The organism is Paraburkholderia madseniana (genome assembly GCF_009690905.1).
GTDB lineage: Bacteria > Pseudomonadota > Gammaproteobacteria > Burkholderiales > Burkholderiaceae > Paraburkholderia > Paraburkholderia madseniana.
In genome coordinates, this window is record NZ_VOSW01000066.1 from 1 (window position 1) to 25739 (window position 25739).

The following is a 25739-nucleotide window of genomic DNA, read 5'->3' on the forward strand; positions in this document are numbered from 1 at the left end:
TGGTCGCCGGGTGTCTCCTGACGACTTGGTAATTATAAGGGAGGCGACCGCTGTTGACTTCAATCTTGTAGGCTAAATGTTTGATTTGGCCGAACGGATAAGGAGAGATAGGACGAGGGCGGCTTGTGTTCGGCCTGACGGGTACTCACGCATTCGCTGCGGCGGCCATTCCGCAATGTCCGGTCCGATCTCGAGCATCTCGGCCATGCGGCTTGGAGCCGCTGTCTCCGTCTCACGGAGCGCCGCCAAGAGTCCCAAAGACCAATCGGCTGCCCACGTGGACAGCCTTCAATCATTTTCAAAGCTGCTTGCAAGACATGAACGTTCGTTCTCGTATAATCTCGATAGACGAACTCATGCCGACCGTGAGGGACAATGGAGCAAGTAGCTGACGCGCTGACACAACATGCGGTCGCAACCGATAGCGTGTTGAACCCTAATCTCTTTGGACGTAGCGCTTTCAATCGCTACTACTACGGTGTGTTTTTGGCTGTTCGCGAAATGATTCGTTACGGTCACCCAGAAATAGTGCGCTTTCCTCACAAAACCATGCCCGATGACTTGACGGGAAAACTACGTGAAAAGATCGTTGATGTCGCCCGTCAGCGGGCTAAGCGAGGACTGATTTCCCATGCCGAGCAGTCGCAGTTTGTCGAAAGGGCGTCGACTGCTCTTCGTGAGCTTGCCGAAATCCTCAAGGAGGGCTACCGCATCAGGGAAATCGCCGATTATGAGCCGTCAGTATTGGCGACTGTGCAGAACGGTCATGTTCTTCTTGATGACAAAACATCTGATGCTGCTCGAAATTGGGGGCGCAGGGCAGAGCGAGCAATAGGTCAAGTCAAACACGTGTGGAGGCAGCTTGGCCTTACCAACTGAGGACGACGTGCGCACGTTCCTTGCGATGCAGAACGCGACGTATGTAAAGAGTGCACGAGTCGTCGACCAGACTGTCTTTCTGGTGGTCGACGCGCAACGGGTCGCTGCAACTGCTCACGACGGGCAACAAACTTCGAGGCGAAAGCTTGCGGCGTTGGCGCGAGGTCTGCGAGAGCGCTTTTTGATAGACGTTCAAATTTCGCAAGCATCCGACGAAGAGAGTGCCCGAATTCAGCAAGTCCTTGAAGGCGTCTTGAAACGGCGTTTTGCTGAAGCCGTAAGCGAAGTCACTGTGGCGCTACTCGACGCGGAGACAGCATCCGTGTGGCTCGACGCGGAAACTGTTACTGATGCGGCCTTGGCCGATCAAATTTCACAAGCAACTCGCGACGCGCTGGATCTTCTGAATCTATTCGTCGCGAGAGGTTGGGTTGCTTTAGAGAGAAGATCAGGATCTCGCGGCAACAGATGTCAAGGCGTGGCGACATAACGCGACTTCAACAGCCGCTCCTACGCATCCGGGATGTCGATTGTCCCTTCAAGATATTGAACAGCCTGACCAGAGATATACACCCGGTCGTCTTGCACGCGACAATGAAGTAACCCGCTGCGTCGTGACACCTGCATGGCCACGAGCTCCGACCTACCCAAACGGTCGGACCATAGGGGCGCGAGCGCCGCGTGAATAGATCCGGTCACTGGATCTTCATCTCCGCCATTAGCAGGCCAAAAGTAGCGGGACACAAAATCATGCTCATCTCCGCGCGCTGTCACGACGACATCGAGCGGACCAAGTGTCGACAGCAAATTGAGGTCGGGTACGACGGATCGTACCTCGTGTTCTGTTGCGTAGATGACAACGTAGGCTTGCTGGTTTATCAGCACTTCTTGAGGCCGTATCGAAAGCCCCTGGATCAAGTTTGCGGGTATGTCGTTTAGTTTCTCAGCCGGCCGCTGCGGGAAGCTCATTTCGATCAGACCGTCACGCGTATGGCAAACGGTAAGCCGACCGACGGCTTTCGCAACAAATTCGATCACGTCCAGATCTTCACATCGCTTGAAGATCACATATGCGCTTGCCAGTGTGGCATGCCCACAGAAAGCGATTTCGGTGAGTGGGGAAAACCAGCGAATGTCGAACGCGCCGTCAGCATTTTTCACGAAGAATGCTGTTTCGGACAGGTTGTTTTCAGCGGCGATTGCCTGCATCAAACTATCGGGCAACCAATGTTTGAGTGGCACTACCGCAGCGTAGTTGCCCTTAAACACCTTATCCGTAAATGCGTCAATCTGATAGATCGGCAGTTTCATGAGATGTGCACGTTCAAAGCGGGAAGTTAATCGGCGATTTGCGGTGTTATTCGAGAAATACGATATCAGCCCGCTAAGCTGGCGAACATGTACACATGCGATGCGCGGCGCAGAAAGCGACCGCTCACTGATGTCCTCGCGCGAGCGCCGGCCAATGGCTATAAATGGCCGAGTGCGAGGGACACCGTCATCCAAGCTCGATCGGCTGTCCGTGCGGAGTACGGCGTGCTGCGACGTCCCATGCGTTGCGACGCTGCCGAAGCATGTCGTCTGTCACCAGTCCCTTGATGGTGCTGATGCGCTCCAGCGCCGTCAGCCAATGACTGTAGTAAGTGTTGCCACGGTCCGGGTCGCCAGCGGCCTGCGCATCACGGATTGCGTGGTTCAGGCATTCTGCCCATTCAGCCCAGGTGAACATGCCGCACTTGTGCAAGGCCAATGTCATAGCAAACGCCTGGGCTTCCCACGGCGCACTGAAAACAGGCCCCGCCTCGTCGCAAGGCAACGCCGGCAAGACGGTACGCAGTTCAAGCAGATTTGGCCGGGTGGAAGTCATGTCAGGCAGACCCGGCGTTCGGGTAGTCGAGATACGGCTCCCAGCAGTCGACGCAGACCGATGCCGCTGTCGTATCCGTCCCCCAGAGTTCGGCGGCATCGAAGCGCACCGTATAGAGCCATTGCGGTTGTTCGCCGAGCCCAACCGCGTTGGCATCGGGAAAGACGTGTGCGCCGTGCACGCCGATAATCTGCCCTCGTCTGCCGCGGCAGTAGCGCGGCAGACGCGTATGCGTGGATGGATTCAACTGACGGGTCTGCACCCTGTCACCAACCTTAAAGCATGCGTCAGCGGCTGCGGGGCGATCGGCAGGGCTGCCCCGGAGCAGCGCGGCGGCTACTTCGTCGGCCATCAACACTCGAGGGACCGGCGCCGCCGCATTCCTCGACTCGCCGGTTCCGATTTCCTCCGCGCTTGCCAGCCCGGTACTCAGCAGCAGCTTTATCAGTCCTTCGAACCAGATCTGGTAGTAGCTGCTGGAGAGGTATTGCGCAGGCGGCAAGCTCTCCCGTGCGGCACGAGACATGTCGATGTTCCACTTGCCGACTGCGCCCATCGCCAGCGTGATCGCCAGCACCCGGCGCTCCCAGTCAGCGTGAAAGAGCGAGACGTCGGCTTCCGCCCGTATCGGGCCGAATGCCTGCATGCCGCCAAGGTCTTGTGCGCCGTTCATGCGGGCTCCCGATTCGATTCCGGTGTATTCGGCAATCCTGTGCCGATCATCGAGTCACGTGTCACCAGTTCAGCCAGCGCCTCCTCAGAGAAGCCATCGGTTCCGGGCGGCTGCATGGGCAACACCAGATAACGAACCTCTGCGGTGGAGTCCCACACGCGAAACTCCACTTCGGCGGCCAATTCGAAGCCGAACTCCTTCAACACACCACGCGGATCCATGACCGCGCGCGACCGGTAAGGCGCCGACTTGTACCAGACCGGCGGAAGCCCAAGTACCGGCCAGGGATAGCACGAGCACAGCGTGCAGACCACCATGTTGTGCACGGCGGGCGTGTTCTCCAGCACCACCATGTGTTCGCCCTGCCTGCCGGTGTAGCCGAGCGAAGCAATCGCGGCAGTAGCGTCGTCCAGCAGCCATTGCCTGTATGCCGGGTCGCGCCATGCCTTCGCGACCACGCGCGCGCCATTGCGCGGCCCGACCTTGTGCTCATAGGTCTCGATCAGGATATCCAGGGCACGTGGATCGACGTACCCCTTCTCGACTAGCAGCGATTCCAGCGCACGCACCCGCAAATCCATCTCTGACAACGCACTGCCGTTGTGGTGGTGAGCGTCGGCATGCTCGTGCTCGTGCTGGGTGCCGTCAGTGTCGTTAGGGTTCATCGAGGTTCGCTCGGAAGATTGCCGACAGAAGGAGTATGGTTGGCGCAGGACGCAAATGCAAACCGGCTGGGTACGCAGCGGCCGAAGCGGACCGGCGCCCCTGCACCACTAAAATCCGGATCGTAGTGGAGGCGGCAACGCACCTACCCGCAAATGCTCGACACCCTCCGCGAGCGCAAGCGTCGACTGCTGCCCGTCGCGCATACGAATACTGATCGTCCGATCGCGTTCATCCCGCGAACCGACCGCGACGAAAATCGGCACCTGCTTTTCCCTTGCGTCGACGATCTTCTTCTCCAATCGCTCCGGTCTGCCGTCGAGCAGTGCTCTTATGCCGGCGTCATCAAGCGCTTGCATCACCTCTTGCGCATAAGCCGCGTTCGCATCGCTGATCGTCGCGACCACGACCTGTTCTGGCGCAAGCCACACCGGCAACCACCCTTCATGATGTTCGAGCAGCATCGCGATGAAACGCTCCATACTGCCAAGCACCGCATGATGAATCATCACCGGCCGCTCGCGTTCGTTGCGCTCGTTGACGAACTCCGCGTCAAGCCGATCGGGCAGCACGAAATCAAGCTGAATCGTGCCGCACTGCCAGCTACGTTCTCGGCTATCCGTCAAATGAAACTCCAGTTTCGGCCCATAAAAAGCGCCCTCTCCTTCGAGTAAGTCGAATTCAAGGCCCGCTGCACGCGCTGCATTAGCCAGCGCCTCTTCCGCCCGATCCCACGTTTGATCGTTGCCCGCGCGCATCGCAGGCCGCGTGGCGAGCGCCACTTTGAAGTCAGGGAAGCCGAGATCCGCATAGACAGCACGCAGCAGCGAACAGAAGCGGCCCACTTCGGCTTCGATATGCGCCTCCGTGCAGAACACATGCGCATCATCCTGCACGAACGCACGCGTACGCTTCAGCCCTTCAAGCGATCCCGAAGGTTCGTCACGATGACACGCGCCGAACTCGCTATAACGAACCGGCAGCTCGCGATACGACCGCACACGCTGGTTGAACACCTGCACGTGACACGGACAACTCATCGGCTTCAAACACAGCGCGCGCCCTTCTTCAGCGTCGGCCAACGAGTACATCGCCGCGCCGAACTTCTCCCAGTGACCGCTCTTCTCCCACAACGAGCGCGCCAGCAGTTGCGGCGTACGGATCTCGCGAAAGCCAGCGCGCCGCATGCGGGCACGAATGTAATCTTCCAGCACGCGGTACAGCTCCCAGCCGCGTGGGTGCCAGAAAACCATGCCGGCGCCTTCTTCCTGCTGATGGAAGAGGTCGAGTTTATTGCCCAGTACACGATGGTCGATGTCGTTCACGATGACACTCCGTTTGATTTGATCTTGCAGATACTGAGGATCGATGCCGCAAACGGAGGTCCAGAAACGCCAAAGGCCCCGTCCGTTTCCGGCGGGGCCTTTCGTGGTCTGCCACAGCTTCCTGCTTCTAGCGTGCGCAACCTCCAGACGACCCGCCTGTGAAGGTGGTCGTCGTGGTGGTGACGGCAGCGAAGGGAATCGAGTGGAAGTCCATGGATCGACAGTAAACGATTTTGTGGCGATGCGTCAATTGCAATCTGGATAAGCGATACGATGGATGTTTGATCCGAAGCCGCCGCATCTTCGCTAAACTTCGACCCACCATCCAATCGACCGAGCACCTCACCTTGACCATCCACATCCGCCCCGCCCACGCAGCCGACGCCGCCCTGATTCTCCGCTTCATCACCGAACTCGCGGTGTATGAAAAAGCGGAACACGAAGTTGTCGCGAACGTCGAAGACATCGAAACGAGCTTGTTCTCCGCCACATCCACGGCGAAGGCTTTGATCTGCGAAATGAACGGCCAGCCGATCGGTTTTTGCGTTTACTTCTTTTCCTATTCGACGTGGCTCGGCAAACAGGGGCTTTATCTGGAAGACCTGTACATATCGCCGACATCGCGTGGCAGTGGCGCGGGCAAACAGATGCTGCGCCATCTCGCACAAATTGCGTGCGAAACGGGCTGTGGGCGCTTTGAATGGAGCGTGCTCGACTGGAACGAACCTGCAATCGGCTTCTATGAATCGATCGGCGCGAGCGCGCAAAGCGAATGGGTTCGCTACCGGCTGGCGGGCGAGGCACTGACTGCGTTTGCCGATGGCAATACGTGAGACACGCTTGCCCCTGAACAGAAACGTAGCGAGCTAATCAGTGATGCGTGCCTTGTTTATCTGCAGCAAGAACCGCCTGCGCAGCCCGACAGCCGAGCAGGTGTTCGCCACTTGGCCAAACGTCGAAACGGATTCGGCCGGACTTGCCGCGGATGCCGACGTGCCACTTTCGCCCGAGCAGGTTCGCTGGGCCGACATCGTCTTCGTAATGGAAAAAGCGCATCGCGCGAGGCTGTCGGCAAAATTCCGCGCGTATCTGAATGGCAAAAAAGTGATTTGCCTCGACATCCCCGACGACTATGCGTTCATGCAGCCCGAACTCGTCGCGCTGCTGGAGCAGAAGGCGGGCAAATTTCTGCGGCAGAAATAGCGCGCGGCGTGGACGCTTACAAAATGCGGGCGCGCCGCCGCTAACCGACTAATCCCCCGCGCCGCTCGCCACCGGCGCGACTTCAAACGCATCGCCTGTGGCGAAGAACGTCCCGCCCGCCACGTAATGGCACGTACGCAGATCCGGATCATCGCCAAAGTGCCAGCGGTTGTTCGAATACACGCGGCTGTCCGCATAGGCGGCGACCACTTCGCCAATGATCAGATCGTGCCGCTGGCTATCGTCCGGAATCACCTTGCATTCCATCCACGTGATGCAGCCCGCCAGCATCGGCACATCGATTTTTTGTGCGGGAAAAGTCTCGAGGTCGAAGGCGGAGAATTTGTCGAGTTCAGCGCCTGCGTTCGTTCCCACCGCCAGCGTCTGCGCAGCAAATCCGCGGCTCGGCAGTTGCAGGCCGAACACGCCGCTCGCTTCAATCAGTTGCCGCGTGAGCGTGCGGCTGTCTACCACGACGACCACCTTTGGCGGCGTGAAATCGAGCGGCATCGCCCACGATGCGGCCATCACATTCGAGCGGCCGCCGTGCGCGCTGGTAATGATCGTGACAGGGCCATGATTCAGCAGCTGCGTGGCCCGCGACAATGCGACAGGCTCCCGGGTGACTTTCATACGTGCTCTTCCGCGTCAAATGGATCTGGCAGATTGTAGCGGGGACACGCAGAACGGGTGCAACGTGTCACATGGTGCTTGCCGAAGTCATCACTCCCCCAACCCGCGGTCGAGCGCCGCCGCAACGAACTGCACATTCGGTTCGACGATCAGGTCGGCATGGCCACCGGACACCTCCGCCACCACCAGCCCGGCTCGCGCGACACGCCGCCAAAGCAGCATCGGATCGCCATATGCACTCTGCGAGACTGCCGCACGCACATAGACAATCGGTCCCGCGTCATAAGGCTTAGGCCGATAGGTCGTCATCGCAACCCGCATCGTTTCGCGCATATGCTGCATCGCCGGTGGCAGCACTGCGGTGTAGCCCTCGGGCCGCAGCGCCATACGGCCAACACGCATCCGAATTTGATCCGCCACGCCGGCGAACCTGTCCTTCACGTAACCGGGAAGTCGCGCCGCAGGCAGCTCACGCACCGTTTGCCAATGTGCGCGGACAGAGCCGGCGCGGCGCCGCAACCGCGCCGTCCAGGGCCGGCAATGTTCGTCCACGTAGGTATCGAGCAGGAAAAGCAATTCGATCCGTTCGCCGGCACGGCGCAGTTGTTGCGCGATTTCAAACGCAACCAGACCGCCGAACGAATAGCCGGCTACCGCGTACGGCCCGTTCGGCTGGACGGTACGCATCTGCTCGATGTAGCTGGCCGCCATATCTTCGACGCGCAACAATGCCGGCTGCTCGCCGTCGAGACCTCGTGCCAGCAATCCGTAAACCGGGCGAGGACTCTTCAGCGAACCGATCAATGCCAGGCATTCCATCACCGAACCGCTTGCGCTATGGATGAGAAATAGCGGCATACCGGTCCCGGCGCGCACTCGTACGAGCGTAGGTGAAGACGGCGGCAGCGCGTCGTCGCAAATCAGCGCGGCGAGTCGCGTGATCGTCGGCGCGATCATCAGCATCGCGAGTGGAATCGTGCGTCCGGTCGACTGGCGTACGTCAGCGAGCAAGCGTGTCGCGAGTAGCGAATGACCGCCGAGGTCGAAGAAGTTGTCGTCGCGACCGATCGGTGCGACGCCGAACAGCTTCTCCCAATACGCCTGCAAATACAGTTCGAGTTGTTCGCGGCTCTCGCCAACCGGCGGCAACTCGCGTGTAGCCAGATTCAGCGCCGGATGACGCCGGATTGCATCGAGGCACTCGGGATTGCGCAATGCCGCCGCGTTGCCGATCGGCAGTCCGTTGACCGCGCTGCGCGCCGCGGCTTCGGAAAGCTTGCCGTTATGCGTGACCGGCAAAGCATCGACCGCAATGATCCGGTCTGGCACATGCGCAGGCGACGCGCGACGCGCGAGATCACGGCGTACCCGGGCAGCAAGTGCGCCGCTCAACGCCGCGCCATCATTCAGCACCAGCAGCAGCACGACACGCGACTCGACATTCTCCGGGTCCGCGTGGCCGGCGGACGCATCCCGCACCTTCTGCTCGACGACCATCGCCTCGCGGATTTCGGGGATGTCGTTCAGCACGCGGTAAATTTCACCTGGACCGACATTGATGCCGCGCACGTTCAGCACGCCGTCGGAACGACCATGCATTCGTACAGCACCCTCCGGCGACAACGAAATGAGATCGCCATGCGTCCAGACACCTGGATTGCTGGCGAAATAGGCGGCATGAAAGGCATCGCCCTGCGCGTCGCCGAAGAAGCCGAGCGGACGCGAAGGAAACGGATTCACACAGACGAGTTGGCCAACGCCGCCGGTCCGCGATCCCTGGTCCCACGCCTGTACATCCAGCGCGAGGCTCCTGCACTGCGCTTCGCCCGCGTAGACCGGCAGGTTCGGATTGCCAAGCACAAAGCAGCCGATAATGTCGGTGCCGCCCGAGATCGATTGCAGCGGCAGCGGCTTCACGTGATCGCGCACCCACTCGAACTGCGCGTCGTACAGCACCGCACCGGTGGACAGTATCGCGCGCAGCGCACCGAGGTCGAACTGCGCCTTCGGTTCCACGCCTGCATCCTCGGACATCTTCAGATAAGCGGGACTCGTGCCGAACACGGTGACGCGCTCTTCGGCAACAAGACGCCATAGCGTATCGACCGTCGAGATCGGACCATCGTACGTCACGATCTCGACGCCGGAAGCAAGCGCCGACAACTGCCAGTTCCACATCATCCACGCACAACTGGTGTGGAAGTACATTCGATCGCCTGGTCGCAGGTCGCTGTGCAGCCGATGCTCCTTCAGATGCTCGATCAGGGTGCCGCCGGTGCCATGCACGATGCACTTCGGCTTGCCGGTGGTGCCCGACGAAAACATGATGAAAAGCGGATGGTTGAAAGCGAAGCGCCGCCACACAAAACGGTCCGCGTCGCCGGCATCGAGCAACTCGCCGAGCGAATAGATCGACTGCGTGACTGTGCTCGGCAAAGTCCCGTCGTCGAGACACACGACACCTTGCAGAGACGGCAACGCGGCAGCGAGATCGGCGACGTTGCTCGCCACCGACCTGCCGGTGTCGAATGTCCGCGCCGCCGTGTGCGCGAACAGCAGTCGCGGTGCGAGTGGTTCGAAGCGATCGCGGATCGAATCGACACCCATCTCGGGCGCGGCGGTCGACATCGTTGCACCGAGGGCGGTAACGGCCAATGCAGTCACGACCGCATCCGCGTCGTTGCGCATCACGCCCACCACGCGGTCCCCTTCGCCTAGTCCCAACTCAGACAGCGCGTGTGCGAGACGCGCCACCCGCTCACGCAGTTCGGCGCGGGTCAGACGCACGCGACGCCCGTCGGCATGGCAGGCAGTCAGCGCGGGCGCGTCGGGAGATGCCACCGACAGCCCAAGCAGATTGTCCGCATAGTTCAGTTGCATCTGCGGGAAGAAATTCGCGTGTTCGCAATCGTCGCCGATACAGACTGGCTCAGCGTTGCCTGACCAGTTGAGTCCCAATGACCATTGCACGAAGCATTGCCAGAATGTTCGAAACTCTCGCACGGAAAAATCGTGCAGCGCTTCGTAGTCAGGCAGGGGCTGGCCGGTACAGATCCGCAGGAAGGCGGTGAACGCGGTCAACTGCGACGCGCCGATCCGTTCGGGCGTGCTTGTGTAAACGGGTGTGCGTCCCGTGAGGTCGCTGTGTGCACGCGACACCACTGAGGGGGCGAAGCGATCCATCGAAACTCCACGTATGGCATACGACATGATTCAGGGGCGGCAGCACCTCGATGGCGATACTTTTGCCGACCGCCAGGAGGCAACCATGGCTCTTACGTCCGGGCGTTGAAATGTCTGCGGCAGGCGACCGTACCAACGTAGCCTAGCTGGTGGGTTTAACACTCTCCGTACGGCATCGAACATTCTTTTGACAGACCGGGAAACGCCGTCGCGCTCTTTCGCGCCGTTCAGTCGGCCCTCACGGCACCACCAAGTCTCGCAATCGGGCCTCGTTGAAGCAGAAGCGGCACACATCGACGTGACCAGCGCCACAACAGGCTCACGCTCACGACCTGACATGAAAGTCTGCATTACAGCGGCAGATTCCTAAAAACGAAAACGCGCAGATCTATCTGCGCGTCTCAACGTCATTCCCTCAACAGACCAAGGACGTCTAGGCACCACTCAATCAACGACACAAGGCTGCAATCAATCCAGTCAATTTACGCGCCGCCGAAAAACACGGGCTTCATTCCATCATTCGGGTCCGGGCGAACAGAGCCTTGAATTTTATGTCCCAAGTGGGAGACGGCGGTGCCGAACGAACGCAGTTCATGATGGCCCCCCGACGCTGAAGTACCGTCAGCAACACCGCCAAAATCGGTCGCAGCGCCACTTCCTGGATTCACGCTAGTTTGTACGGCCTGAACATTGGTCGGAGCGACCGCTTGGTTGGATTGAGCAAAAGATGAGGCAGCCGGAATTGCAAGAGCAGCTGCGACGATGAGCGATTGAACGAGTTTCATGATGCTTACCTCTCGACTTCGTTTGTCCGCAAACGCCCGTTTGCGTTTCAGTGCTTGCAGTCTAGGCTGGGGCGTGCTCGCAATTAAGTACTTGCCGAACAAAACAATGTTGTAAAAGTAAGTACAAACCCTTAGAACCAAACGTCGCGCACGCAGCAGCTTGCGTTCGCCCCGCCATCTACACCACGATGACCTCAGCTCGCGTCCCAATCGAACATGCGCTGATTGAAAATCATCTAGCGGGCCAGGTCGAGCGTTACGAACGGTGGTGAAACTTGCTACGGCAATGGCACGCTGAGGCGAGTAGTAGACAACCGTTCCCCAAAAGCCGGCGTGTGAATAACATACGGAGCCGCCGACTTTGCCGACGGAAACCCCGAACCTGTATGCATCAGCGCCCTCATGCGGCCCCTCCAGAAGCATCTCGGGCGTCTACGGACTATCGTTTAGCGGGTGTCCTCGTATGCGTCAAATCGTTCTGCATCAACTCAATTACGCGGCTCCTGGCACAAGCTTGCGACACGCCCTTGCAGTTGGAAGCCCATTGCCTCGTATAGCGCGCCGGCATGGTAACTTTCATCTGCAACCATGACGAGCCGGTCCGATTGTCCGGCCGTCAGTTTGATAACCTCGCTCACCAAGGTCTTACAAATATTTCGGTTTCGATGCTGTTCCGCGGTAAGAACCGATTGGAAACGCCCAATGCCGCCGAAGAAGAATAAGCCCAGACTTCCCACCTGTTCATCATTGATAAACGCTCCCCACCAGTTTCCAAGACCGCGGGCAATTAGGGTCCTGTAGGCGGTCTGTAGATGTGCCAAGTATCGCTGTGAGGTAATGTTCGACGGATTTGGCATGTCGGCGAACTGCATTCGAGACCAATCGTCCCAATCCCTCTGCGTGCCAAACTTGCGGACTTCGACCAATGAGTTTGTCGCAACTGGTCGTATGTCATTTGGATGCGCAGCCAGCACACGACAAACCGTTGCGTCGTAACCTTGCTCAACGAATGCGTCGAGGTTCACAACACTGTCCGCTCTTTCCGGCCAGGCAAACGTGCGGTGTGCGATCAGCGGTGGGATCCCGACAAATTCGGCAAAGTCAGACTCCAGCCGTTTTAGATCGATTTCTGAAGGTCGTTGCTCCAGGACGAGCATATTGCCAAAAAAATATTCTGGTGCGTCCGGTGTCCGGACGACGACGTAGTCATCCTGCGACTCGACCATACCGGTTTCTGCGTGCAGCAATAGGTCAGTGGCTAGACCCAGGTTATCGGAAAAATTGAGCATTTCAGTATCGTTATCTACAAGGTGCAACGGTTTGAGCCTGCAGGGACGATTGTCAATGGTCCAGACGCCGATCGAATGCCGGCATCCGGCACGACAGGCAGCCATTTCCAGGCGAGAATGCAAAACCACCGCAACCCGTTGGAGAGACCGTGCGCATCGTCTGCTTGCACACCGCTGACAGCAACATCGCCTTGTTCGATGCAGCCACCCGCGCCGCCGGATTCGAGGCACTCGAGTTGACGCACGTGGTCCGCGCCGACTTGCTCGCAGCCGCTGAGCAAGCCGGTGGCTTGACCGACGCAATCGCGTCGCAAACCCGAGAGGTGCTCCTTACGCTGAAGGACAACGCCCACGCCGTTTTGCTCAACTGCTCGACGCTCGGCCCATCAGTGAATGAAGCCCTAGCCGCGCAAGCCGCACCGGTACCCATTTTACGGGCCGATGCCGCGTTGGCTCAACGCGCGGTGGAAGATGGCGGCAAGGTTGTCGTGCTATGCACCGTATCCACCACACTCGACCCGACCACCCGCGTGTTCGCTCAAGCCGCCACGCATACCGGCGCGGATGTCGATGTCCAGTTGGTAAGCGGCGCATGGGACCATTTCAGAGCAGACGACACGGCAGGCTACCTGTCCATGATCGCCATCGCTGCCGATGCGGCCTACGAAAACGGCGCGGACGTCGTGGCATTTGCACAAACATCGATGGCTGGCGCGGCCTTGTTGGTCACGGCCGGGGCGAAACCGCTGGCCACACCGGCCATCGCCCTCGCAGCCGCAGTCCACGCAGCCACACTTGCAGCCTGAAGCGCGATGTTCGCCGAGTACCTCGTCAAATGGGACTTGCTACCGGACGGCGAGCCGATTCGCACGCATAGCAGCCGTCTGCTGCCGGTGCGCCAGCATGGCGTCGCCGCGATGCTGAAAGTTGCTCAGGAACCCGAAGAGAAATTCGGCGCGCAACTGATGGTGTGGTGGGACGGCGACGGCACGGCCCGCGTGCTCGCGCATGATGCCGACGCCCTGCTGTTGGAGCGCGCCCAAAGCAATCACGCGTTAGCGGACCTGGCCCGCACGGGTGACGATGAAGCAGACGACCACGCCATCGACATCCTCTGCGCCGCCGCGGCACGACTCCACGCACCGCGCAACAAACCGTTGCCCGAACTGATCGGCTTGCCACGCTGGTTCCAGAGTCTCTGGCCCGCCGCGCGGCAATACGGCGGCTGGCTCTCCGACAGTGCCGCGACAGCACAAGCCCTACTCGCCGCGCCGCAAGACCCGGTCGTGCTGCACGGCGATATTCATCACGGCAACGTCCTCGATTTCGGCGCGCGTGGCTGGCTGGCGATCGACCCGAAAGGTCTCTACGGCGAACGCGGCTTCGACTACGCGAACATCTTCTGCAATCCGGACGAGGCGTCCGCGCTGGCACCAGGACGGTTCGAGCGTCGCGTCGAACGCGTGGCGCACATCGCCGGGATCGACCGACACCGTCTGCTGCAATGGATCCTCGCGTGGTCGGGTTTGTCCGCGGCGTGGATTCTCGAAACGGGCGAGACGCCGGACATCGATATGAACATCGGCGGAATGGCGGCCGAAGCGCTGAAGCGGAAGTGACGGCAGGGAAATGACTGCTGGGAAGTGGCTACTGGGAGCTGCAGAGGAGACGATCGTAGCCGAACGCAACCGCTAAACCGCAGTTGAATACAGCCGCCTTGCATTCGCGTCTCGATCCCTATCCCTGTCGGCGAATGCACAGGCCATCAGGCGGCAGCGGGTGAGCCGCCGCCCAGGCAATCCGTCAGTCAATGGGGAGCTTTGCCGTTGGGCAGGGCGTCCAGCGGTTTGTGCTGTTCTTCGCCGAGTCCCGGGAAGAACGCGTTCCATGCGGCGCGCACGCCCTGAGCCGCGGTGGCCTCCGCGCCAATCGATTCTGCCTCGCCGTCCGCAGCTTTCGACGGGTCGGCGGAGAGGCCGCGCCAGTGCGTGAACACCAGCAGCGGTTTCTCGGTCCATACGCCGTCGCCATATTTCGCAAATGCCGTGTCGCCGCTCGTCAACTGCACCTCGTACCAGCCTTCATGGACAGGCGTATGGGCAGCAAGCTCAAACCAGGCGGTCGGTTCGATTTCCTTCATGTCGTCTCCGGTCGGATAAATCGTCAAAGATAACCACAAGCAAGGCATTCTTCATGCCCGAGCCCGGTAGCGGCCTGGCAGGTGCGCGCCGCATGTCACACGATGCTGCAGGGCGGTGCGCTGGGCATGACCTGCGGGCGATTCGTCGACGTCGCACACTTCGAATTCGCCGCGCATAAACGACACGATAGCGCGACATGGGCCGCGTGGACAAACGTAAAAACTTACACAGCGCGTCGGGTTGCATAACCGCTCGCTGGCACGCTTATCGAACCGCTTGCTGCCCCGTTTTCCGACTCGCCACTCGACTCGCCCGTCATCTTCCGCACCAACTCGGCCAATACGCGGACAGCGAGCGCCAGTTGTTCGGCTGACGTGCTGCCGTAGCCGATCACGAGGCCGTTCGTCTCCTCGCGCTGCTGCAATGCAAAACCCGACAACGCACGAGGATTGAGCCGCCTGGCAAGCGCGCGTTCGGCGAGGGTCCGATCGGAAATATGCGGCGGCAACCGAAGCGTCAGATGCATGCCGCAATTGCCGCCCAGAATCTGCGACGGCGCGAAATGCACGGTGAGCGCATCGCGCAGCGCCTGCTGGCGCTCCCGATACAACCGCCGCATGCGGCCCAGATGCCGCCCGAATTCGCCGCTATCGATGAAATGCGCCAGCGCCAGTTGCTCCAGACGATGCCCGCCGCGCAGCATCTCCTGCAACGCGACGGCCGTGTGCGCGGCGATCGCGCGCGGCAACACCACGAAGCCGATGCGCAGCGCCGGAAACATCGTTTTGCTGAATGAGCCGACGTACAGAACCGGCGCGTCCTCGACCAGCCCTTGCATGCTGGCAATCGGCTCGCCGGTATGGCGGAATTCGCCGTCGTAGTCGTCTTCGATCAGCCACGCGCCACAGCGGCGCGCCCGCGCGATCAGCTCCAGCCGGCGCGCCACCGACAACACCGCACCGGTCGGATACTGATGCGCGGGCGACGTGTAGATCAGCTTGGGAGGATGCGCGCGCCACGCGTCAGGCGGCACTGCGATGCCTTCGGAATCAACCGGCATCGGCAGCATGCTCAGATCGCCGAGATTGAAAGCGGCTTTGGCGCCACGATAGCCCGGATCTTCCACCCACGCGATGTCGCCCGGATTGGTGAACAGCCGCACGCACAGGTTCAGCGCTTCCTGCGCGCCTTCGGTAATGACCACCTGCGAACCCTCGCAGCGCACGCCGCGCGCCATCCGCAAATGCGCGGCAATCGCGTCGCGCAGCGCCGGCTCGCCAGCCGGGTCGCCGTAGCCGAGCGCGAGCGGCAACGCGCGCTCCATCGAACGTTCGAGCGCGCGCCGCCAGGCGGCCAGTGGAAAACGGTCCAGCGCGGGCGTGCCGGGTGTCAGCGGCAAGGTGTTGTCGGCATGGGTGCGGGTCGCCGCGAATTGCTCGACCCGCGCCGCGTAGGCGACCTCCGGAGCGGCCGGCGGCGTCCGCGTTTCACCGCGTGCCGAAGGGCTGGAGAGCGGACTCACGCGCGTGCCCTTTTTATCGGCCACCACATAGCCGACCGCGGCCAGATGCTCGTACGCGATCACCACCGTGTTGCGCGACACGCCCATCTCCGCCGCCAGCAAGCGCGACGACGGCAGCAGCGACCCAGCCGGCAAACGCCCCGTGAGGATCGCCTGTTGCAAGCGTTCGATCAGTTGCTTTTGCAGCGGCACGGACTTTTCGCCGCTGCCGGCGGTGGTCGCGGCGGCCGGGTTGGCGAGTGGGCCAATGATTTCGATCATCCTGGCTGGACCTATCAAATGCTGTTCTGCTGGATCTTTTTAACATACCACGTTTGCCGTATCGTTCTCCATAAGCAACCATCACCCACTATCGACAGGAGAGCAGACATGGAACCCAGACGTAACGCGTTCGAGCAACCGATTGGCGTCCCCGTGCCGGATTGGAAAGGCGCCCAGGCGCCCGGCCGCGAGCCGCTGGTGGGCCAATATTGCCGGATCGAACCGGTGGACGTCGAACGCCATGTGGCAGACCTTTACGAGGCCTACAGTTCGGCGCCCGACGGCCGCGACTGGACCTATCTGGCGGTTGGACCATTCGAAAGCCTTGCCGCGTATCGCGAGCATCTGACGCGCATGGCGGCATCGCCTGATCCGCTGCACTACGCGGTGATCGATCTGGCTACAGGCAAGGCGGTCGGCACGCTCGCGCTGATGCGCATCGACCGCGCGAACGGCGTGATCGAAGTTGGGCACGTCACCTATTCGCCGCGCCTGAAACGCACACGCATCGCCACCGAAGCGATGTTCCTGCTGATGAACCATGTGTTCGACGACCTTGGCTATCGCCGCTTCGAATGGAAGTGCGATTCGCTCAATGAACCGTCGCGCACAGCGGCGTTGCGCTATGGCTTTACGTTCGAAGGGATCTTCCGGCAGGCGATCGTCTATCGCGAACGCAATCGCGATACCGCGTGGTTCTCGATCATCGATAGCGAATGGCCTGCGCTGCGTCCGAGCTATGCACTCTGGCTCGATGCAGGCAATTTCGATGCGCAGGGTAAGCAGGTTGAGCGGCTGGTGGACCTGATCGCGCGGCAGCGGGCAGCGGCGGGCGAAAGCGGTCAATGAGGTAGCCCGTTGCGGGCTGGTTGCGAGCCGGCCAAGGGGCCGGCATGCGTCGGCTCTGCGATTCCGTAGCTTCGTAGACTGAAGAGCCTGACAAGACGTCAGGCGTCGTGCGGCGCAGCGGCTCAGGCAACGCCTGCCGTTCGCCGCAGCACGATGGTCGGGTTGCCTTTGTACGTCGTGCGAAGCTGCTCACGGTAACCGCACTTGCGCGCGACGTTCAGCGAAGGCTGGTTTTCCGGCGCGATGATGCAGGCCGTCTCGCCGCCAGGCCAATTCGCATCGGCCCAACCCAGTGCCGCACGCACGGCTTCGGTCGCGTAGCCGCGGTTGTGGACGGCAGGGTCCAGCGCCCAACCTATTTCCGGTGTGTCCAGCAAGGAAGGCTCGATCTCGCGGTGGTAGTCGGCAAAGCCGACTTCGCCCAGAAACCGGCCGCTGTTCTTTTCCCGCACCACCCAATAGCCGTATCCCAGCATCGCCCAATGCCCGGCGTAGCGCAGCAGGCGCGCCCAGACTTCTTCGCGCGTAAACGGCTTGCCGCCGATGTAGCGGATCACTTCGGGATCGGACCACATCGCATAGCTCTCGAGGAAATCGTCGCGCGCGTGCGGACGCATGATCAGGCGGTCGGTGGTGAGAAGCGTGGGGCGGTTGGACATAGGCGGGCGGGTGGTTGGCGTAGACGCTATGAGGTTGAGAAGCGTTGAAGAGTGCCTGGGATGATCGCAGATTTTTTGCGCGCCAGGTTCGCCGCCAAAAAGCAGGACGCCAAGCGCTATCCAGCCGATCCTGCGAACACCGCCGACCGTCTGGCGAATTCATGAACCCGCCCCTCACGCCATCTCGAGAAACCGCGCCAGACACGGATTGCGATTGGCCGGCGACCACGCCAGCACCTGCTCGATCAGCGGCGCATCGACCAGCGGCCGGAACACCACGCCCGCGAGCTGCGCTTTGCGCATCGAGGCCGGCACCAGCGCCACCCCCACCCCTTCATCGACGAGACTAAGCACGGTCTGTTGCAACTGCACTTCGAAGCGGATATCCGGTTCGAAGCCGCCTGAGCGGCAATGCTCGAGAATGGTTGTGCGCAAGCTCGGCGCGACTTCCTCGGACGCCAGCACGAATGGCTCGCCCGCCAGTTGCGCGATCTTCAGACGCCGCGCTCGCGCTCGCGGATGGCTGCGCGACAAGGCCACACACAAAGGCTCGCGGAGGATCGTCCGGGTCACGATGCCCTTGTCGGGCACGTTTGGAAACATGATCGCGGCGTCGATCTGGCCGGTCAGCACCTGCGCAGCCAGATCGTTCGATACGACCTCGCGCAGGTTCAATGCGACCTCGGGAAACGCGGCGCCGAACGCGCGCGCATAGCCGGGTACGACGTTGTACGCGGCGCACATCGTGAAGCCGATGGCGAGCTTGCCGGCGTCGCCATGCGCCGCCGCCTGGGCATTGCTGACGGCTTGTTCCACCGACGCAAGGATCGCCTTCGCATCGGCGTAAAAGCGCTCGCCCGCCGCGGTCAGCGTGACACTGCGCGGACTGCGTTCGAGCAGCGTCACACCCAGGTTCGCCTCCAGTGCCGCCAGTTGGCGGCTTAACGGCGGCTGCGACAGATTCAGTCGCGCCGCCGCGCGGCCGAAATGGCGCGTCTCGGCGAGTGTCACGAAGTAGCGTAGCGGCTTGATATCGATCACAACGTCCTCAAGCTGAATGACGATGCAGAAAAGGTATTGTTGGTGGCAGAAAACAGTATTGGATTGTATCAATGCAAGCCACTACGCTGGCGCATCGCTCCCTGCACCCACGCTTTCTTTCTAATCGATGTTAGCTACTCTTGAGATTCTGCTTCCTGTGTTCGGCCTGATTTTCGCGGGCTTTGCATGCCGCCGACGCGGCGTGCTCGGACCGAACTCCGCGTCCGAACTGAACCGCTTCGTCGTCTGGCTGGCGCTGCCGGCGCTGCTGTTCGACACGATGGCGCATGCCACGTGGCAACAGCTTTATCAGCCGGCCTTCGTCGCGGCGTTTTCGATCGGGTGCATCGGCGCGTTTCTACCGATTCTCGCCATGCGTATGATCGGCGGCCGGCATCTGGCCGACGCAAGCGTCGATGCGATTGCAGCGTCGTATCCGAACACTGGCTACATCGGCTTCCCGCTCGGCATGATCGCGTTCGGCTCAGCCAGCCTGACACCGACCACGATCGCCACGATCCTCGTCGCGTGCGTGCTTTTTGCGCTTGCCATCGTGCTGATCGAAGTCGGCTTGCAGACCGAACGCACGCCGCACAAGCTGGGGTTGAAGGTGTTGGGGTCGCTGGCGCGTAATCCGTTGATCGTGTCGCCGATTGCGGGTGTGCTGCTCGCGAGCACCCACGTCGCCTTGCCGCAAAGCGCGGAGACGTTTCTGAAGCTGTTGAGCGGCGCCGCCAGTCCGTGCGCGTTGGTCAGCCTTGGCCTGTTCCTCGCGGAAAAGCGCCCGTCAGAGGCGGGTGCGGGCGGCATCTCGCTGCTGCTGACCGGTGTCAAGCTGCTGGGGCAGCCGGCGCTGACCTGGTGGCTCGCGGCGCGCGTGTTCGGGCTCTCAGCCACACTGGTCGAGATGGCCGTCGTGCTGGCCGCGCTGCCCACCGGCACCGGCCCATTCATGCTGGCCGAGTTCTATCGACGCGAAGCGCGCATCACGTCGCGCACGATTTTGCTGTCGACGGTGGGGTCGGTGGTGACCTTGTCGTTGCTGCTGCTGGTGATGGGGCATCGCACGTAAGCGGAACCAGAGAATATCCGCCGCTCCACGCCTCGCGCTATGCTTCGCACACGGACCACCAAGGTCCGCGCCCCCCATCCGCAAAGAGCAAACAGCGAACCGAACCGCCGTGCCCAAAGCCCGCCCACCTGAACTTCACGACGACGCCGACGCCCGCTCCCTCGCGCGACGCTATCCGCGTGGGCTGCGCATCGACCCGCATTCGCACACGTGGGCACAGGTGCTCTATGCAGTGTCGGGCGTGATGTGGGTGGAAGTCGGACGCGAAGCGCTGGTAGTGCCGCCGCAGCGCGCGGTCTGGTTGCCGGCCGGCACGGTGCACTCCATCCACATGATGAGCGAGGTGGAGATGCGCAATCTCTACCTCCACGAGCGCAACGTCGGCCATCTGAGCCGGCGCAGCGACGTGTTCGAGATCAACGGCCTGCTGCGCGAACTCATCACGTCGATTGCGGAGCACGAGAACTCGCTCGCTCGCGACGAGACCTATCTTGAAGCGGCGTACCGTCTCGCGATGCTGGAGCTGGGGCACGCGCCGCGCTCGTCGCTGCGCATCGCGCTGCCCGATGCTTCGGACCGGCGGCTCGATGCGTTGTGCCGCGCGGTGATCGACAACCCCTCGATCGCGATCAGCTTCGAACAGCATGCGACCTCGGTCGGCGCAAGCGTGCGCACGCTGGCGCGCCTCTTCACGCGTGAGTTGGGAGTGGGGTTTGCCGAATGGCGGCGTCAGGTGCAGTTGGCAGTGGCCGTGTCAGGTCTCGCCGAAGGACGCCCGGTCAGCAGCATTGCGCGCTCGCTGGGCTTCCAGCCGAGCAGCTTCAGCGACATGTTCCGCCGCGAGTTAGGCTCGCCGCCAACCGGCTTCGATCCGAGCGGTACGCTCAGCGAGGCGGCTTCTGAAGCTTCGCCGGAGCAGGCGCGAGACAAGCTGTCCACTGACGGGTAAGCCATACGCGCTGACGGTAGCAAGATTCGCCCTTGCAGCTAAGCCAGCGCTCGCTGGCGGCTTAACGAATCGTGCTAACAGCCGCGCCCTCAACCGTCGGCCAAGCCGTTTGCGCTGCCGGCCTAACGACGCCCACCGAGGCCAGTAAGCCGCCGCACAGCACGCCTTGTCAGAAATTCGAAAGTCTTTGTCTCAACGCCTCCGTACCGGCCACTTAGACTACGCTCATCGGCTGCACGACGCAGCGCAAGACCCAACAGGAGTGACACGCAATGAAAGCGATTCAGTTCAAGACTTTTGGCAACGCCGAGGTGCTCGACTACGTCGATCTGCCGACGCCCCAAGCCGACGCGGACAGTGCCGTCGTGCAGGTCAAGGCGGCCTCGGTGAATCCAAGCGACGTCAAGAACGTGTCCGGCCATTTCGAACACACCGTCCTGCCGCGCACGCCCGGCCGCGACTTCAGCGGCGTCGTGACAGCCGGCCCCGCCGAATGGCTCGGCGCAGAAGTCTGGGGCACCGGCGGCGATATCGGCTTCACACGCGACGGCACGCACGCCGAGTTCATCAAGATTCCGCTCGCCGCCCTGTCGCGCAAGCCCACCACACTCAGCCACACGGAGGCCGCCGCGATCGGCGTGAACTTCGTGGTCGCGTGGCTCGGCACGGTCGAGTACGCAAACCTGCAAGCGGGCGAGACGATTGCCGTGATCGGTGCGGGCGGCGGCGTCGGCGGTGCAGTGGTGCAGATCGCGAAAGCGCGGGGCGCGCGCGTGATCGCGGTCGACCGTCATCCGCTTTCCGCCGACACGCCCGCAGGCCGACTAATCGACGACTACGTTCCGTTCGATGAAAACGCAGCCGCGGCTGTCAGAGCCCTGACCGGCGGCGCCGGCGCGGACGTGGTGTACGACACGGTCGGCGGCGTCGCCTTCGAGACCACACTGAGTCTCGTCAAGCGCCGCGGCCGGGTGCTGGAAATCAGCGCCACGGGCAAACGCCGCGTGGAATTCGACCTGATCGATTTCTATCACAACGAAACGCAACTGCTCGGCGTGGACAGCGCCAAGCTGGTCGTCGCCGAATCGGCGCCGTTGATGACGGCGCTGGTGGAAGGCTTCGAAAGCGGCAAGCTTCAAGGGCCGGCCATCGCGCAGGAATTCCCGCTCGAACGGGCACGCGAGGCCTACGAGGCGGTGGCCGCCGGCACGCGCGGCCGCGTCGTCATCACGATGTAATTGCCGAAACGACCGGCGGGCGTGGCTGCCCGCATTTCAGATGGGTATGAACAACATGAAAGCGTATTTGATCTCGCTCGTGGCCGGCGTCGTGGTCGGTTTGATCTACAGCGTAATGCAGGTGAAATCGCCCGCGCCGCCGACCATCGCCCTGGTCGGGTTGCTCGGCATGCTGGCCGGCGAGCATATGATCCCGTTCGTGCGGACGTGGCTGGCCGTCGGTATTCACTGACGTCTTCCCATTAACGTCTGTCATCGACATCGCTTCGCGCCGATAGCTTTTCCATCACCGGGCGCCACACGCTAAGATGGAGCCCGCCGGGCCGGAGAGCCGCGCTTGCAGCATCGCCCGCGCATGTACCATCGCCATGCGCGCTGCCCGGAGATCACAAGAAAAGCTTCACTCGGAGAGTCAGATGTCTGAAGAATATGAAGTGCATGGTCCGCACGACCATGCGGTTGAACACGCCGGCCACCATGACTCGGATCCCTTTGCGAGCCGCATGGCCGTGATGACGGCGATCCTCGCGACGATCGGCGCACTGTGCGCCTACCAGAGCGGCAACAGCGAAAACCTGGCGCTGTACTACAAGAACGAAGCCGCCATTAAAAAGACCGAAGCGGCGAATCAATGGAACTACTACCAGGCCAAGGGCGAGAAAGAGAATCTCGCTGAACTCGGTGCGGCGCTGTCGCTCGGCAATACCGACGCGCACGCGAAGTTCGCCGCCGACGTCGACAAGTACAAGCAGCAGAAAGAGCCGATCCGCGCGAAGGCTGAAGCGATCGAAAAGGAAGTCGTAGACAACGACGCTAAAAGCGAAGCGCTGCTGCATGGCCATCATCGCTGGGCGCAAGCGACGACCTTGATTCAGGTGGCCATCGCCCTCTGCGCGATCACGTTGCTGACTCGCAAGAAATGGCTGCGCAATCTGTCGTTTGGGATTGCGGCTGCGGGTGTGATCACTGCCGCTGTGGCGTTCTTTTCGGCGTGATTACGCGAACGGCGTGGTGATCCCCGGCCCGAACTTCGTCGCGGTTGCGGACACTGCAGCCCCGCAGTACCGGCGCTGCAAGGCGTGGATCGATCGCGTGTGCGGCGGCCTGATCGTCGCGTTGGGTGTGCGTCAGTTGATCCGGTAAGTTACTTACGTACGGTTCAATGCGCGCGGCCGCGCGCAGCACGCTCGAGCAACAACTCGCGCTCGCGCGCATTGCGCGTCATGGCGGCAGCGCGTTCGAATTCGGCGCACGCCTCTTCCACGCGGCCGAGTTTCTCCAGCAAATCGCCGCGCACGCTCGGCAACCAGTGATAGTTCGCGAGCGCCGCATCGGCGGCGAGCGCATCGACGATTTCCAGACCCGCAGCCGGTCCGAACGCCATGCCGACTGCCACCGCACGATTCAACTCCACCACCGGCGAAGGCGTCACCTGCGCGAGCGCGTCGTACAACGCGACGATCTGCACCCAATCAGTCTCCTCGGCACGGCGTGCACGCGCATGACACGCGGCCAGCGCCGCCTGCAATGCATACGGCCCACTCGCACCGCCCAACGCGTGCGAGGTGCCGAGCGCGGCCAACCCGCGGCGGATCAGCAGCGGGTCCCAGCGGCTGCGGTCCTGGTCGAGCAGCAGCACCGGCCGGCCCTCGCCATCGGTGCGCGCGTGCGTGCGCGACGCCTGGATTTCCATCAACGCGACGAGGCCATGCACTTCGCTTTCGTCCGGCACGAGCCCACTCAGCACCCGCCCAAGCCGTAGCGCTTCCTCGCACAACGCCGGACGCATCCAGTCGTCGCCGGTTGTGGCCGAATAGCCTTCGTTGAAAATCAGATAGATCACCTGCAGCACCGACGCTAGCCGCGGCGCACGCGCATCGGCCTGAGGCACCTCGAACGGCACCTTGGCCGCCGACAACGTGCGTTTGGCCCGCACGATGCGCTGCGCGATGGTCGGCTCGGGCACAAGAAACGCGCGCGCGATTTCGTCCGTAGTGAGGCCACCGAGCAGGCGCAGCGTCAACGCGACTCGTGCGTCGGTGGACAACACCGGGTGGCACGCCGTGAACACCAGGCGCAGCAGATCGTCGCCGATATCGTCGGCGCGTGCGGCATCGAGGGTATCGACGAAATCCGGCACGAGGTGCGCCTCCATTGCGTCGAGATCGTGGCCCAACTCCTCACGCTTGCGGGCATGCAGCGCCTCCTGGCGCAAGCGGTCGAGGGCGCGATTCTTCGCGGTTGCCATCAGCCACGCTCCCGGGTTGTCGGGCACGCCAGCGTCGGGCCAATGTTCGAGCGCCGAGACCAGCGCGTCCTGCGCCAGCTCTTCGGCGAGCCCCACGTCACGCACGATCCGCGCGACGTGGGCGATGACCTTGGCGGATTCGATCCGCCAGACTGCCTCGATGGCACGATGGGTGGCCGGTTTTGTCACGGGATCAGCCCGCTGCCTTGGCGTTCGGATCCATGTAGATCAGCTCCCAGATGTGTCCGTCGATATCTTCGAAGCCGTGCCCGTACATGAAACCGTAGTCCTGCGGTGCGCGCGGCACCGTGCCGCCGGCGGCGAGCGCCTTCGCAACCAGCGCATCCACCTCGCCCCGGCTCTCGCACGAGAGGCCCAGCAACGCCTCGGTGCTTTCCTTCGGATTGCAAAGCGACTTGCGCGTGAAGGACTTGAACAGGTCCTTGATCAGCAGCATCGCGTAGAGGTTCTCGCCGAGAATCAGACACGCGGCCTGTTCGTTGGTGAATTGCGCCTCGAAGCTGAAACCGATCGCGCTGAAAAATGCCTTCGACCGTTCGAGATCGTCGACAGCGAGATTGACGTAGATCTGCTTATGCATGATGAAATCCAGTGATCGGGTTGTGGGCTCGCCGGGACGTCGCAGTGCATCGCACTGCGTCACGCATGCAGCGATCCCGCGTACTCAACTCGCTTCGGCCAGCGTTTTCAGATTGCTCAGGCCGTCTTCGAAATCCTTGCCGACCATCCGGTCCATGCTGACGAACACCTGCATCAGCTTCGACAGAAACGGCGCAGGCCCATGCATCGCCCAGGTGACCTGAGTCGCGCCGGCCTCCGGCTTCAACGTGAAATCGGCGATGTTATGAGCTTCGAACGGCTTGATGAAATCGAGGTTCATCGTCACGTTCGCCGGCGCCGCCGTGTCGACGATCTCCATCTGCCCCACCCCAACCTTTTCGCCTTGCCACGCATAGCGCGCACCCTTGCCGCTCGGCGTGCCGCTATAAGTGCCCTGCGCCGCGGGATCTTTGCGCAGGAACGGATTCCAGCGATTGAACTGATGCAGATCGTCGATCAATCCGTAAACCCGCTCAGGCGGCGCCTCGATGCGCACGCTGCGTTCGATGCGAAAGTTGTCGGGGCGCGTCGCCGCATAGATGAGCAGCAAACCCACCGCCGCGACGACGCTGATCAGAATGACTTTGAGCATGATGAATCCTCTCGATGTGGCCGGATCGGTGCCTCGTTCGGCGGTC

Annotated in this window: 28 protein-coding genes and 1 pseudogene; 13 read left to right on the plus strand and 16 right to left on the minus strand. The window is 61.8% G+C overall.

The window, feature by feature from the left end; translation table 11 throughout:
* Nucleotides 1-375: 375 nt before the first annotated feature.
* Nucleotides 376-879 (plus strand): hypothetical protein, encoded by a 504-nt coding sequence (locus FSO04_RS29585; RefSeq protein ID WP_154565155.1) that lies wholly within the window; start codon nucleotides 376-378, stop codon nucleotides 877-879.
* On the plus strand, nucleotides 863-1369 hold the full coding sequence (locus FSO04_RS29590; protein WP_154565157.1) for a hypothetical protein: 507 nt from the start codon (nucleotides 863-865) through the stop codon (nucleotides 1367-1369). The genes FSO04_RS29585 and FSO04_RS29590 overlap by 17 nt, the downstream gene beginning before the upstream one ends.
* Nucleotides 1370-1389: 20 nt before the next feature.
* On the opposite strand, the gene FSO04_RS29595 is transcribed toward FSO04_RS29590, so the two are convergent.
* The 5 genes from FSO04_RS29595 to thrS all read right to left on the minus strand — a co-directional run bounded on the left by FSO04_RS29595 (nucleotide 1390) and on the right by thrS (nucleotide 5407).
* Entirely contained in the window at nucleotides 1390-2190 is an 801-nt protein-coding gene (locus tag FSO04_RS29595) for a PhzF family phenazine biosynthesis protein (RefSeq protein WP_154565159.1), read from the minus strand.
* A 187-nt stretch (nucleotides 2191-2377) separates the two neighbouring features.
* Nucleotides 2378-2845 (minus strand): nitrile hydratase accessory protein, encoded by a 468-nt coding sequence (locus tag FSO04_RS29600; RefSeq protein ID WP_414693477.1) that lies wholly within the window; start codon nucleotides 2843-2845, stop codon nucleotides 2378-2380.
* Nucleotides 2748-3419: a nitrile hydratase subunit beta gene (gene nthB / locus FSO04_RS29605; protein ID WP_154565163.1), complete on the minus strand. Its 672-nt coding sequence runs from the start codon at nucleotides 3417-3419 to the stop codon at nucleotides 2748-2750. Before nthB ends, FSO04_RS29600 begins: the two co-directional genes overlap by 98 nt.
* Nucleotides 3416-4084: a nitrile hydratase subunit alpha gene (gene nthA / locus FSO04_RS29610; protein ID WP_154565165.1), complete on the minus strand. Its 669-nt coding sequence runs from the start codon at nucleotides 4082-4084 to the stop codon at nucleotides 3416-3418. Before nthA ends, nthB begins: the two co-directional genes overlap by 4 nt.
* A 108-nt stretch (nucleotides 4085-4192) precedes the next feature.
* On the minus strand, nucleotides 4193-5407 hold the full coding sequence (gene thrS, locus FSO04_RS29615) for a threonine--tRNA ligase (RefSeq protein ID WP_168435891.1): 1215 nt from the start codon (nucleotides 5405-5407) through the stop codon (nucleotides 4193-4195).
* Between the two features lie 347 nt (nucleotides 5408-5754).
* On the opposite strand from thrS, the gene FSO04_RS29620 reads away from it, so the two are divergent.
* The gene (locus FSO04_RS29620; RefSeq protein WP_154565169.1) at nucleotides 5755-6240 is read left to right on the plus strand and encodes a GNAT family N-acetyltransferase; all 486 of its coding nucleotides are present in this window, start codon (nucleotides 5755-5757) and stop codon (nucleotides 6238-6240) included.
* 43 nt (nucleotides 6241-6283) lie between these two features.
* Entirely contained in the window at nucleotides 6284-6610 is a 327-nt protein-coding gene (locus FSO04_RS29625) for a low molecular weight protein tyrosine phosphatase family protein (protein ID WP_154565219.1), read from the plus strand.
* A 48-nt stretch (nucleotides 6611-6658) separates the two neighbouring features.
* On the opposite strand, the gene FSO04_RS29630 is transcribed toward FSO04_RS29625, so the two are convergent.
* The 4 genes from FSO04_RS29630 to FSO04_RS29645 all read right to left on the minus strand — a co-directional run bounded on the left by FSO04_RS29630 (nucleotide 6659) and on the right by FSO04_RS29645 (nucleotide 12500).
* The gene (locus tag FSO04_RS29630; RefSeq protein ID WP_154565171.1) at nucleotides 6659-7243 is read right to left on the minus strand and encodes a flavin reductase family protein; all 585 of its coding nucleotides are present in this window, start codon (nucleotides 7241-7243) and stop codon (nucleotides 6659-6661) included.
* A 90-nt stretch (nucleotides 7244-7333) separates the two neighbouring features.
* Nucleotides 7334-10426: an acetoacetate--CoA ligase gene (locus FSO04_RS29635; RefSeq protein WP_154565173.1), complete on the minus strand. Its 3093-nt coding sequence runs from the start codon at nucleotides 10424-10426 to the stop codon at nucleotides 7334-7336.
* 482 nt (nucleotides 10427-10908) lie between these two features.
* Nucleotides 10909-11211, minus strand: coding sequence for a hypothetical protein (locus FSO04_RS29640; protein ID WP_154565175.1), 303 nt, complete (start codon nucleotides 11209-11211; stop codon nucleotides 10909-10911).
* 488 nt (nucleotides 11212-11699) lie between these two features.
* Nucleotides 11700-12500, minus strand: a complete 801-nt coding sequence (locus tag FSO04_RS29645) for a GNAT family N-acetyltransferase (protein ID WP_154565177.1) — start codon at nucleotides 12498-12500, stop codon at nucleotides 11700-11702.
* Nucleotides 12501-12649: 149 nt separating this feature from the next.
* Here FSO04_RS29645 and FSO04_RS29650 point away from each other — a divergent pair, with 149 nt between their 5' ends.
* Both FSO04_RS29650 and FSO04_RS29655 read left to right on the plus strand, forming a co-directional pair.
* Nucleotides 12650-13306 (plus strand): Asp/Glu racemase, encoded by a 657-nt coding sequence (locus FSO04_RS29650; protein ID WP_168435892.1) that lies wholly within the window; start codon nucleotides 12650-12652, stop codon nucleotides 13304-13306.
* A gap of 6 nt (nucleotides 13307-13312) precedes the next feature.
* On the plus strand, nucleotides 13313-14119 hold the full coding sequence (locus FSO04_RS29655; RefSeq protein WP_154565179.1) for an aminoglycoside phosphotransferase family protein: 807 nt from the start codon (nucleotides 13313-13315) through the stop codon (nucleotides 14117-14119).
* Between the two features lie 188 nt (nucleotides 14120-14307).
* On the opposite strand, the gene FSO04_RS29660 is transcribed toward FSO04_RS29655, so the two are convergent.
* Complete coding sequence (locus tag FSO04_RS29660; RefSeq protein WP_154565181.1) at nucleotides 14308-14640, minus strand: hypothetical protein; 333 nt, start codon at nucleotides 14638-14640, stop codon at nucleotides 14308-14310.
* A gap of 224 nt (nucleotides 14641-14864) precedes the next feature.
* Nucleotides 14865-16424 carry a MocR-like pyridoxine biosynthesis transcription factor PdxR gene (gene pdxR, locus FSO04_RS29665; protein ID WP_154565183.1) on the minus strand — a complete coding sequence of 520 codons (1560 nt, stop codon included), beginning with the start codon at nucleotides 16422-16424 and terminating at the stop codon, nucleotides 14865-14867.
* Nucleotides 16425-16532: 108 nt separating this feature from the next.
* Between pdxR and FSO04_RS29670 the strand changes: the two genes are divergently transcribed.
* Entirely contained in the window at nucleotides 16533-17273 is a 741-nt protein-coding gene (locus FSO04_RS29670; protein WP_154565185.1) for a GNAT family N-acetyltransferase, read from the plus strand.
* Nucleotides 17274-17395: 122 nt separating this feature from the next.
* Here FSO04_RS29670 and FSO04_RS29675 read toward each other — a convergent pair whose 3' ends face one another.
* Entirely contained in the window at nucleotides 17396-17932 is a 537-nt protein-coding gene (locus tag FSO04_RS29675) for a GNAT family N-acetyltransferase (protein ID WP_154565187.1), read from the minus strand.
* A 174-nt stretch (nucleotides 17933-18106) separates the two neighbouring features.
* On the minus strand, nucleotides 18107-18973 hold the full coding sequence (locus FSO04_RS29680; protein ID WP_168435893.1) for a LysR family transcriptional regulator: 867 nt from the start codon (nucleotides 18971-18973) through the stop codon (nucleotides 18107-18109).
* Nucleotides 18974-19100: 127 nt separating this feature from the next.
* Here FSO04_RS29680 and FSO04_RS29685 point away from each other — a divergent pair, with 127 nt between their 5' ends.
* From FSO04_RS29685 to FSO04_RS29710, 6 genes and pseudogenes are all read left to right on the plus strand, one after another.
* Complete coding sequence (locus FSO04_RS29685; RefSeq protein ID WP_154565191.1) at nucleotides 19101-20045, plus strand: AEC family transporter; 945 nt, start codon at nucleotides 19101-19103, stop codon at nucleotides 20043-20045.
* Between the two features lie 109 nt (nucleotides 20046-20154).
* Nucleotides 20155-20994, plus strand: coding sequence for an AraC family transcriptional regulator (locus tag FSO04_RS29690; protein WP_168435894.1), 840 nt, complete (start codon nucleotides 20155-20157; stop codon nucleotides 20992-20994).
* A gap of 272 nt (nucleotides 20995-21266) precedes the next feature.
* Nucleotides 21267-22232, plus strand: a complete 966-nt coding sequence (locus tag FSO04_RS29695) for a quinone oxidoreductase family protein (protein ID WP_154565193.1) — start codon at nucleotides 21267-21269, stop codon at nucleotides 22230-22232.
* A gap of 55 nt (nucleotides 22233-22287) precedes the next feature.
* Nucleotides 22288-22464 (plus strand): DUF1427 family protein, encoded by a 177-nt coding sequence (locus FSO04_RS29700; RefSeq protein ID WP_154565221.1) that lies wholly within the window; start codon nucleotides 22288-22290, stop codon nucleotides 22462-22464.
* A gap of 184 nt (nucleotides 22465-22648) precedes the next feature.
* On the plus strand, nucleotides 22649-23227 hold the full coding sequence (locus FSO04_RS29705) for a DUF4337 domain-containing protein (protein ID WP_154565195.1): 579 nt from the start codon (nucleotides 22649-22651) through the stop codon (nucleotides 23225-23227).
* A 58-nt stretch (nucleotides 23228-23285) separates the two neighbouring features.
* Nucleotides 23286-23375 (plus strand): annotated as a pseudogene (locus tag FSO04_RS29710) (LysE family translocator); the annotation flags it as partial.
* 16 nt (nucleotides 23376-23391) lie between these two features.
* Here FSO04_RS29710 and FSO04_RS29715 read toward each other — a convergent pair.
* From FSO04_RS29715 to FSO04_RS29725, 3 genes are all read right to left on the minus strand, one after another.
* The gene (locus FSO04_RS29715) at nucleotides 23392-24669 is read right to left on the minus strand and encodes an RNA polymerase sigma factor (protein ID WP_168435895.1); all 1278 of its coding nucleotides are present in this window, start codon (nucleotides 24667-24669) and stop codon (nucleotides 23392-23394) included.
* A 4-nt stretch (nucleotides 24670-24673) separates the two neighbouring features.
* Entirely contained in the window at nucleotides 24674-25081 is a 408-nt protein-coding gene (locus FSO04_RS46805; protein WP_154565197.1) for a VOC family protein, read from the minus strand.
* An 84-nt stretch (nucleotides 25082-25165) separates the two neighbouring features.
* Entirely contained in the window at nucleotides 25166-25693 is a 528-nt protein-coding gene (locus FSO04_RS29725) for an SRPBCC family protein (protein WP_154565198.1), read from the minus strand.
* Between the last annotated feature and the right edge of the window lie 46 nt (nucleotides 25694-25739).

What these genes read in the sequence shown, in the direction of transcription:
- FSO04_RS29585 (WP_154565155.1), top strand. Translation starts at nt 376, where the DNA reads ATGGAGCAAGTAGCTGACGCGCTGACACAACATGCGGTCGCAACCGAT.
- FSO04_RS29595 (WP_154565159.1), bottom strand. Translation starts at nt 2,190, where the DNA reads ATGAAACTGCCGATCTATCAGATTGACGCATTTACGGATAAGGTGTTT.
- FSO04_RS29600 (WP_414693477.1), bottom strand. Translation starts at nt 2,845, where the DNA reads ATGCCGCCGAACTCTGGGGGACGGATACGACAGCGGCATCGGTCTGCG.
- nthB (WP_154565163.1), bottom strand. Translation starts at nt 3,419, where the DNA reads ATGAACGGCGCACAAGACCTTGGCGGCATGCAGGCATTCGGCCCGATA.
- nthA (WP_154565165.1), bottom strand. Translation starts at nt 4,084, where the DNA reads ATGAACCCTAACGACACTGACGGCACCCAGCACGAGCACGAGCATGCC.
- FSO04_RS29625 (WP_154565219.1), top strand. Translation starts at nt 6,284, where the DNA reads ATGCGTGCCTTGTTTATCTGCAGCAAGAACCGCCTGCGCAGCCCGACA.
- FSO04_RS29630 (WP_154565171.1), bottom strand. Translation starts at nt 7,243, where the DNA reads ATGAAAGTCACCCGGGAGCCTGTCGCATTGTCGCGGGCCACGCAGCTG.
- FSO04_RS29635 (WP_154565173.1), bottom strand. Translation starts at nt 10,426, where the DNA reads ATGGATCGCTTCGCCCCCTCAGTGGTGTCGCGTGCACACAGCGACCTC.
- FSO04_RS29640 (WP_154565175.1), bottom strand. Translation starts at nt 11,211, where the DNA reads ATGAAACTCGTTCAATCGCTCATCGTCGCAGCTGCTCTTGCAATTCCG.
- FSO04_RS29645 (WP_154565177.1), bottom strand. Translation starts at nt 12,500, where the DNA reads ATGCTCAATTTTTCCGATAACCTGGGTCTAGCCACTGACCTATTGCTG.
- FSO04_RS29655 (WP_154565179.1), top strand. Translation starts at nt 13,313, where the DNA reads ATGTTCGCCGAGTACCTCGTCAAATGGGACTTGCTACCGGACGGCGAG.
- FSO04_RS29660 (WP_154565181.1), bottom strand. Translation starts at nt 14,640, where the DNA reads ATGAAGGAAATCGAACCGACCGCCTGGTTTGAGCTTGCTGCCCATACG.
- pdxR (WP_154565183.1), bottom strand. Translation starts at nt 16,424, where the DNA reads ATGATCGAAATCATTGGCCCACTCGCCAACCCGGCCGCCGCGACCACC.
- FSO04_RS29670 (WP_154565185.1), top strand. Translation starts at nt 16,533, where the DNA reads ATGGAACCCAGACGTAACGCGTTCGAGCAACCGATTGGCGTCCCCGTG.
- FSO04_RS29675 (WP_154565187.1), bottom strand. Translation starts at nt 17,932, where the DNA reads ATGTCCAACCGCCCCACGCTTCTCACCACCGACCGCCTGATCATGCGT.
- FSO04_RS29685 (WP_154565191.1), top strand. Translation starts at nt 19,101, where the DNA reads ATGTTAGCTACTCTTGAGATTCTGCTTCCTGTGTTCGGCCTGATTTTC.
- FSO04_RS29695 (WP_154565193.1), top strand. Translation starts at nt 21,267, where the DNA reads ATGAAAGCGATTCAGTTCAAGACTTTTGGCAACGCCGAGGTGCTCGAC.
- FSO04_RS29700 (WP_154565221.1), top strand. Translation starts at nt 22,288, where the DNA reads ATGAAAGCGTATTTGATCTCGCTCGTGGCCGGCGTCGTGGTCGGTTTG.
- FSO04_RS29705 (WP_154565195.1), top strand. Translation starts at nt 22,649, where the DNA reads ATGTCTGAAGAATATGAAGTGCATGGTCCGCACGACCATGCGGTTGAA.
- FSO04_RS46805 (WP_154565197.1), bottom strand. Translation starts at nt 25,081, where the DNA reads ATGCATAAGCAGATCTACGTCAATCTCGCTGTCGACGATCTCGAACGG.
- FSO04_RS29725 (WP_154565198.1), bottom strand. Translation starts at nt 25,693, where the DNA reads ATGCTCAAAGTCATTCTGATCAGCGTCGTCGCGGCGGTGGGTTTGCTG.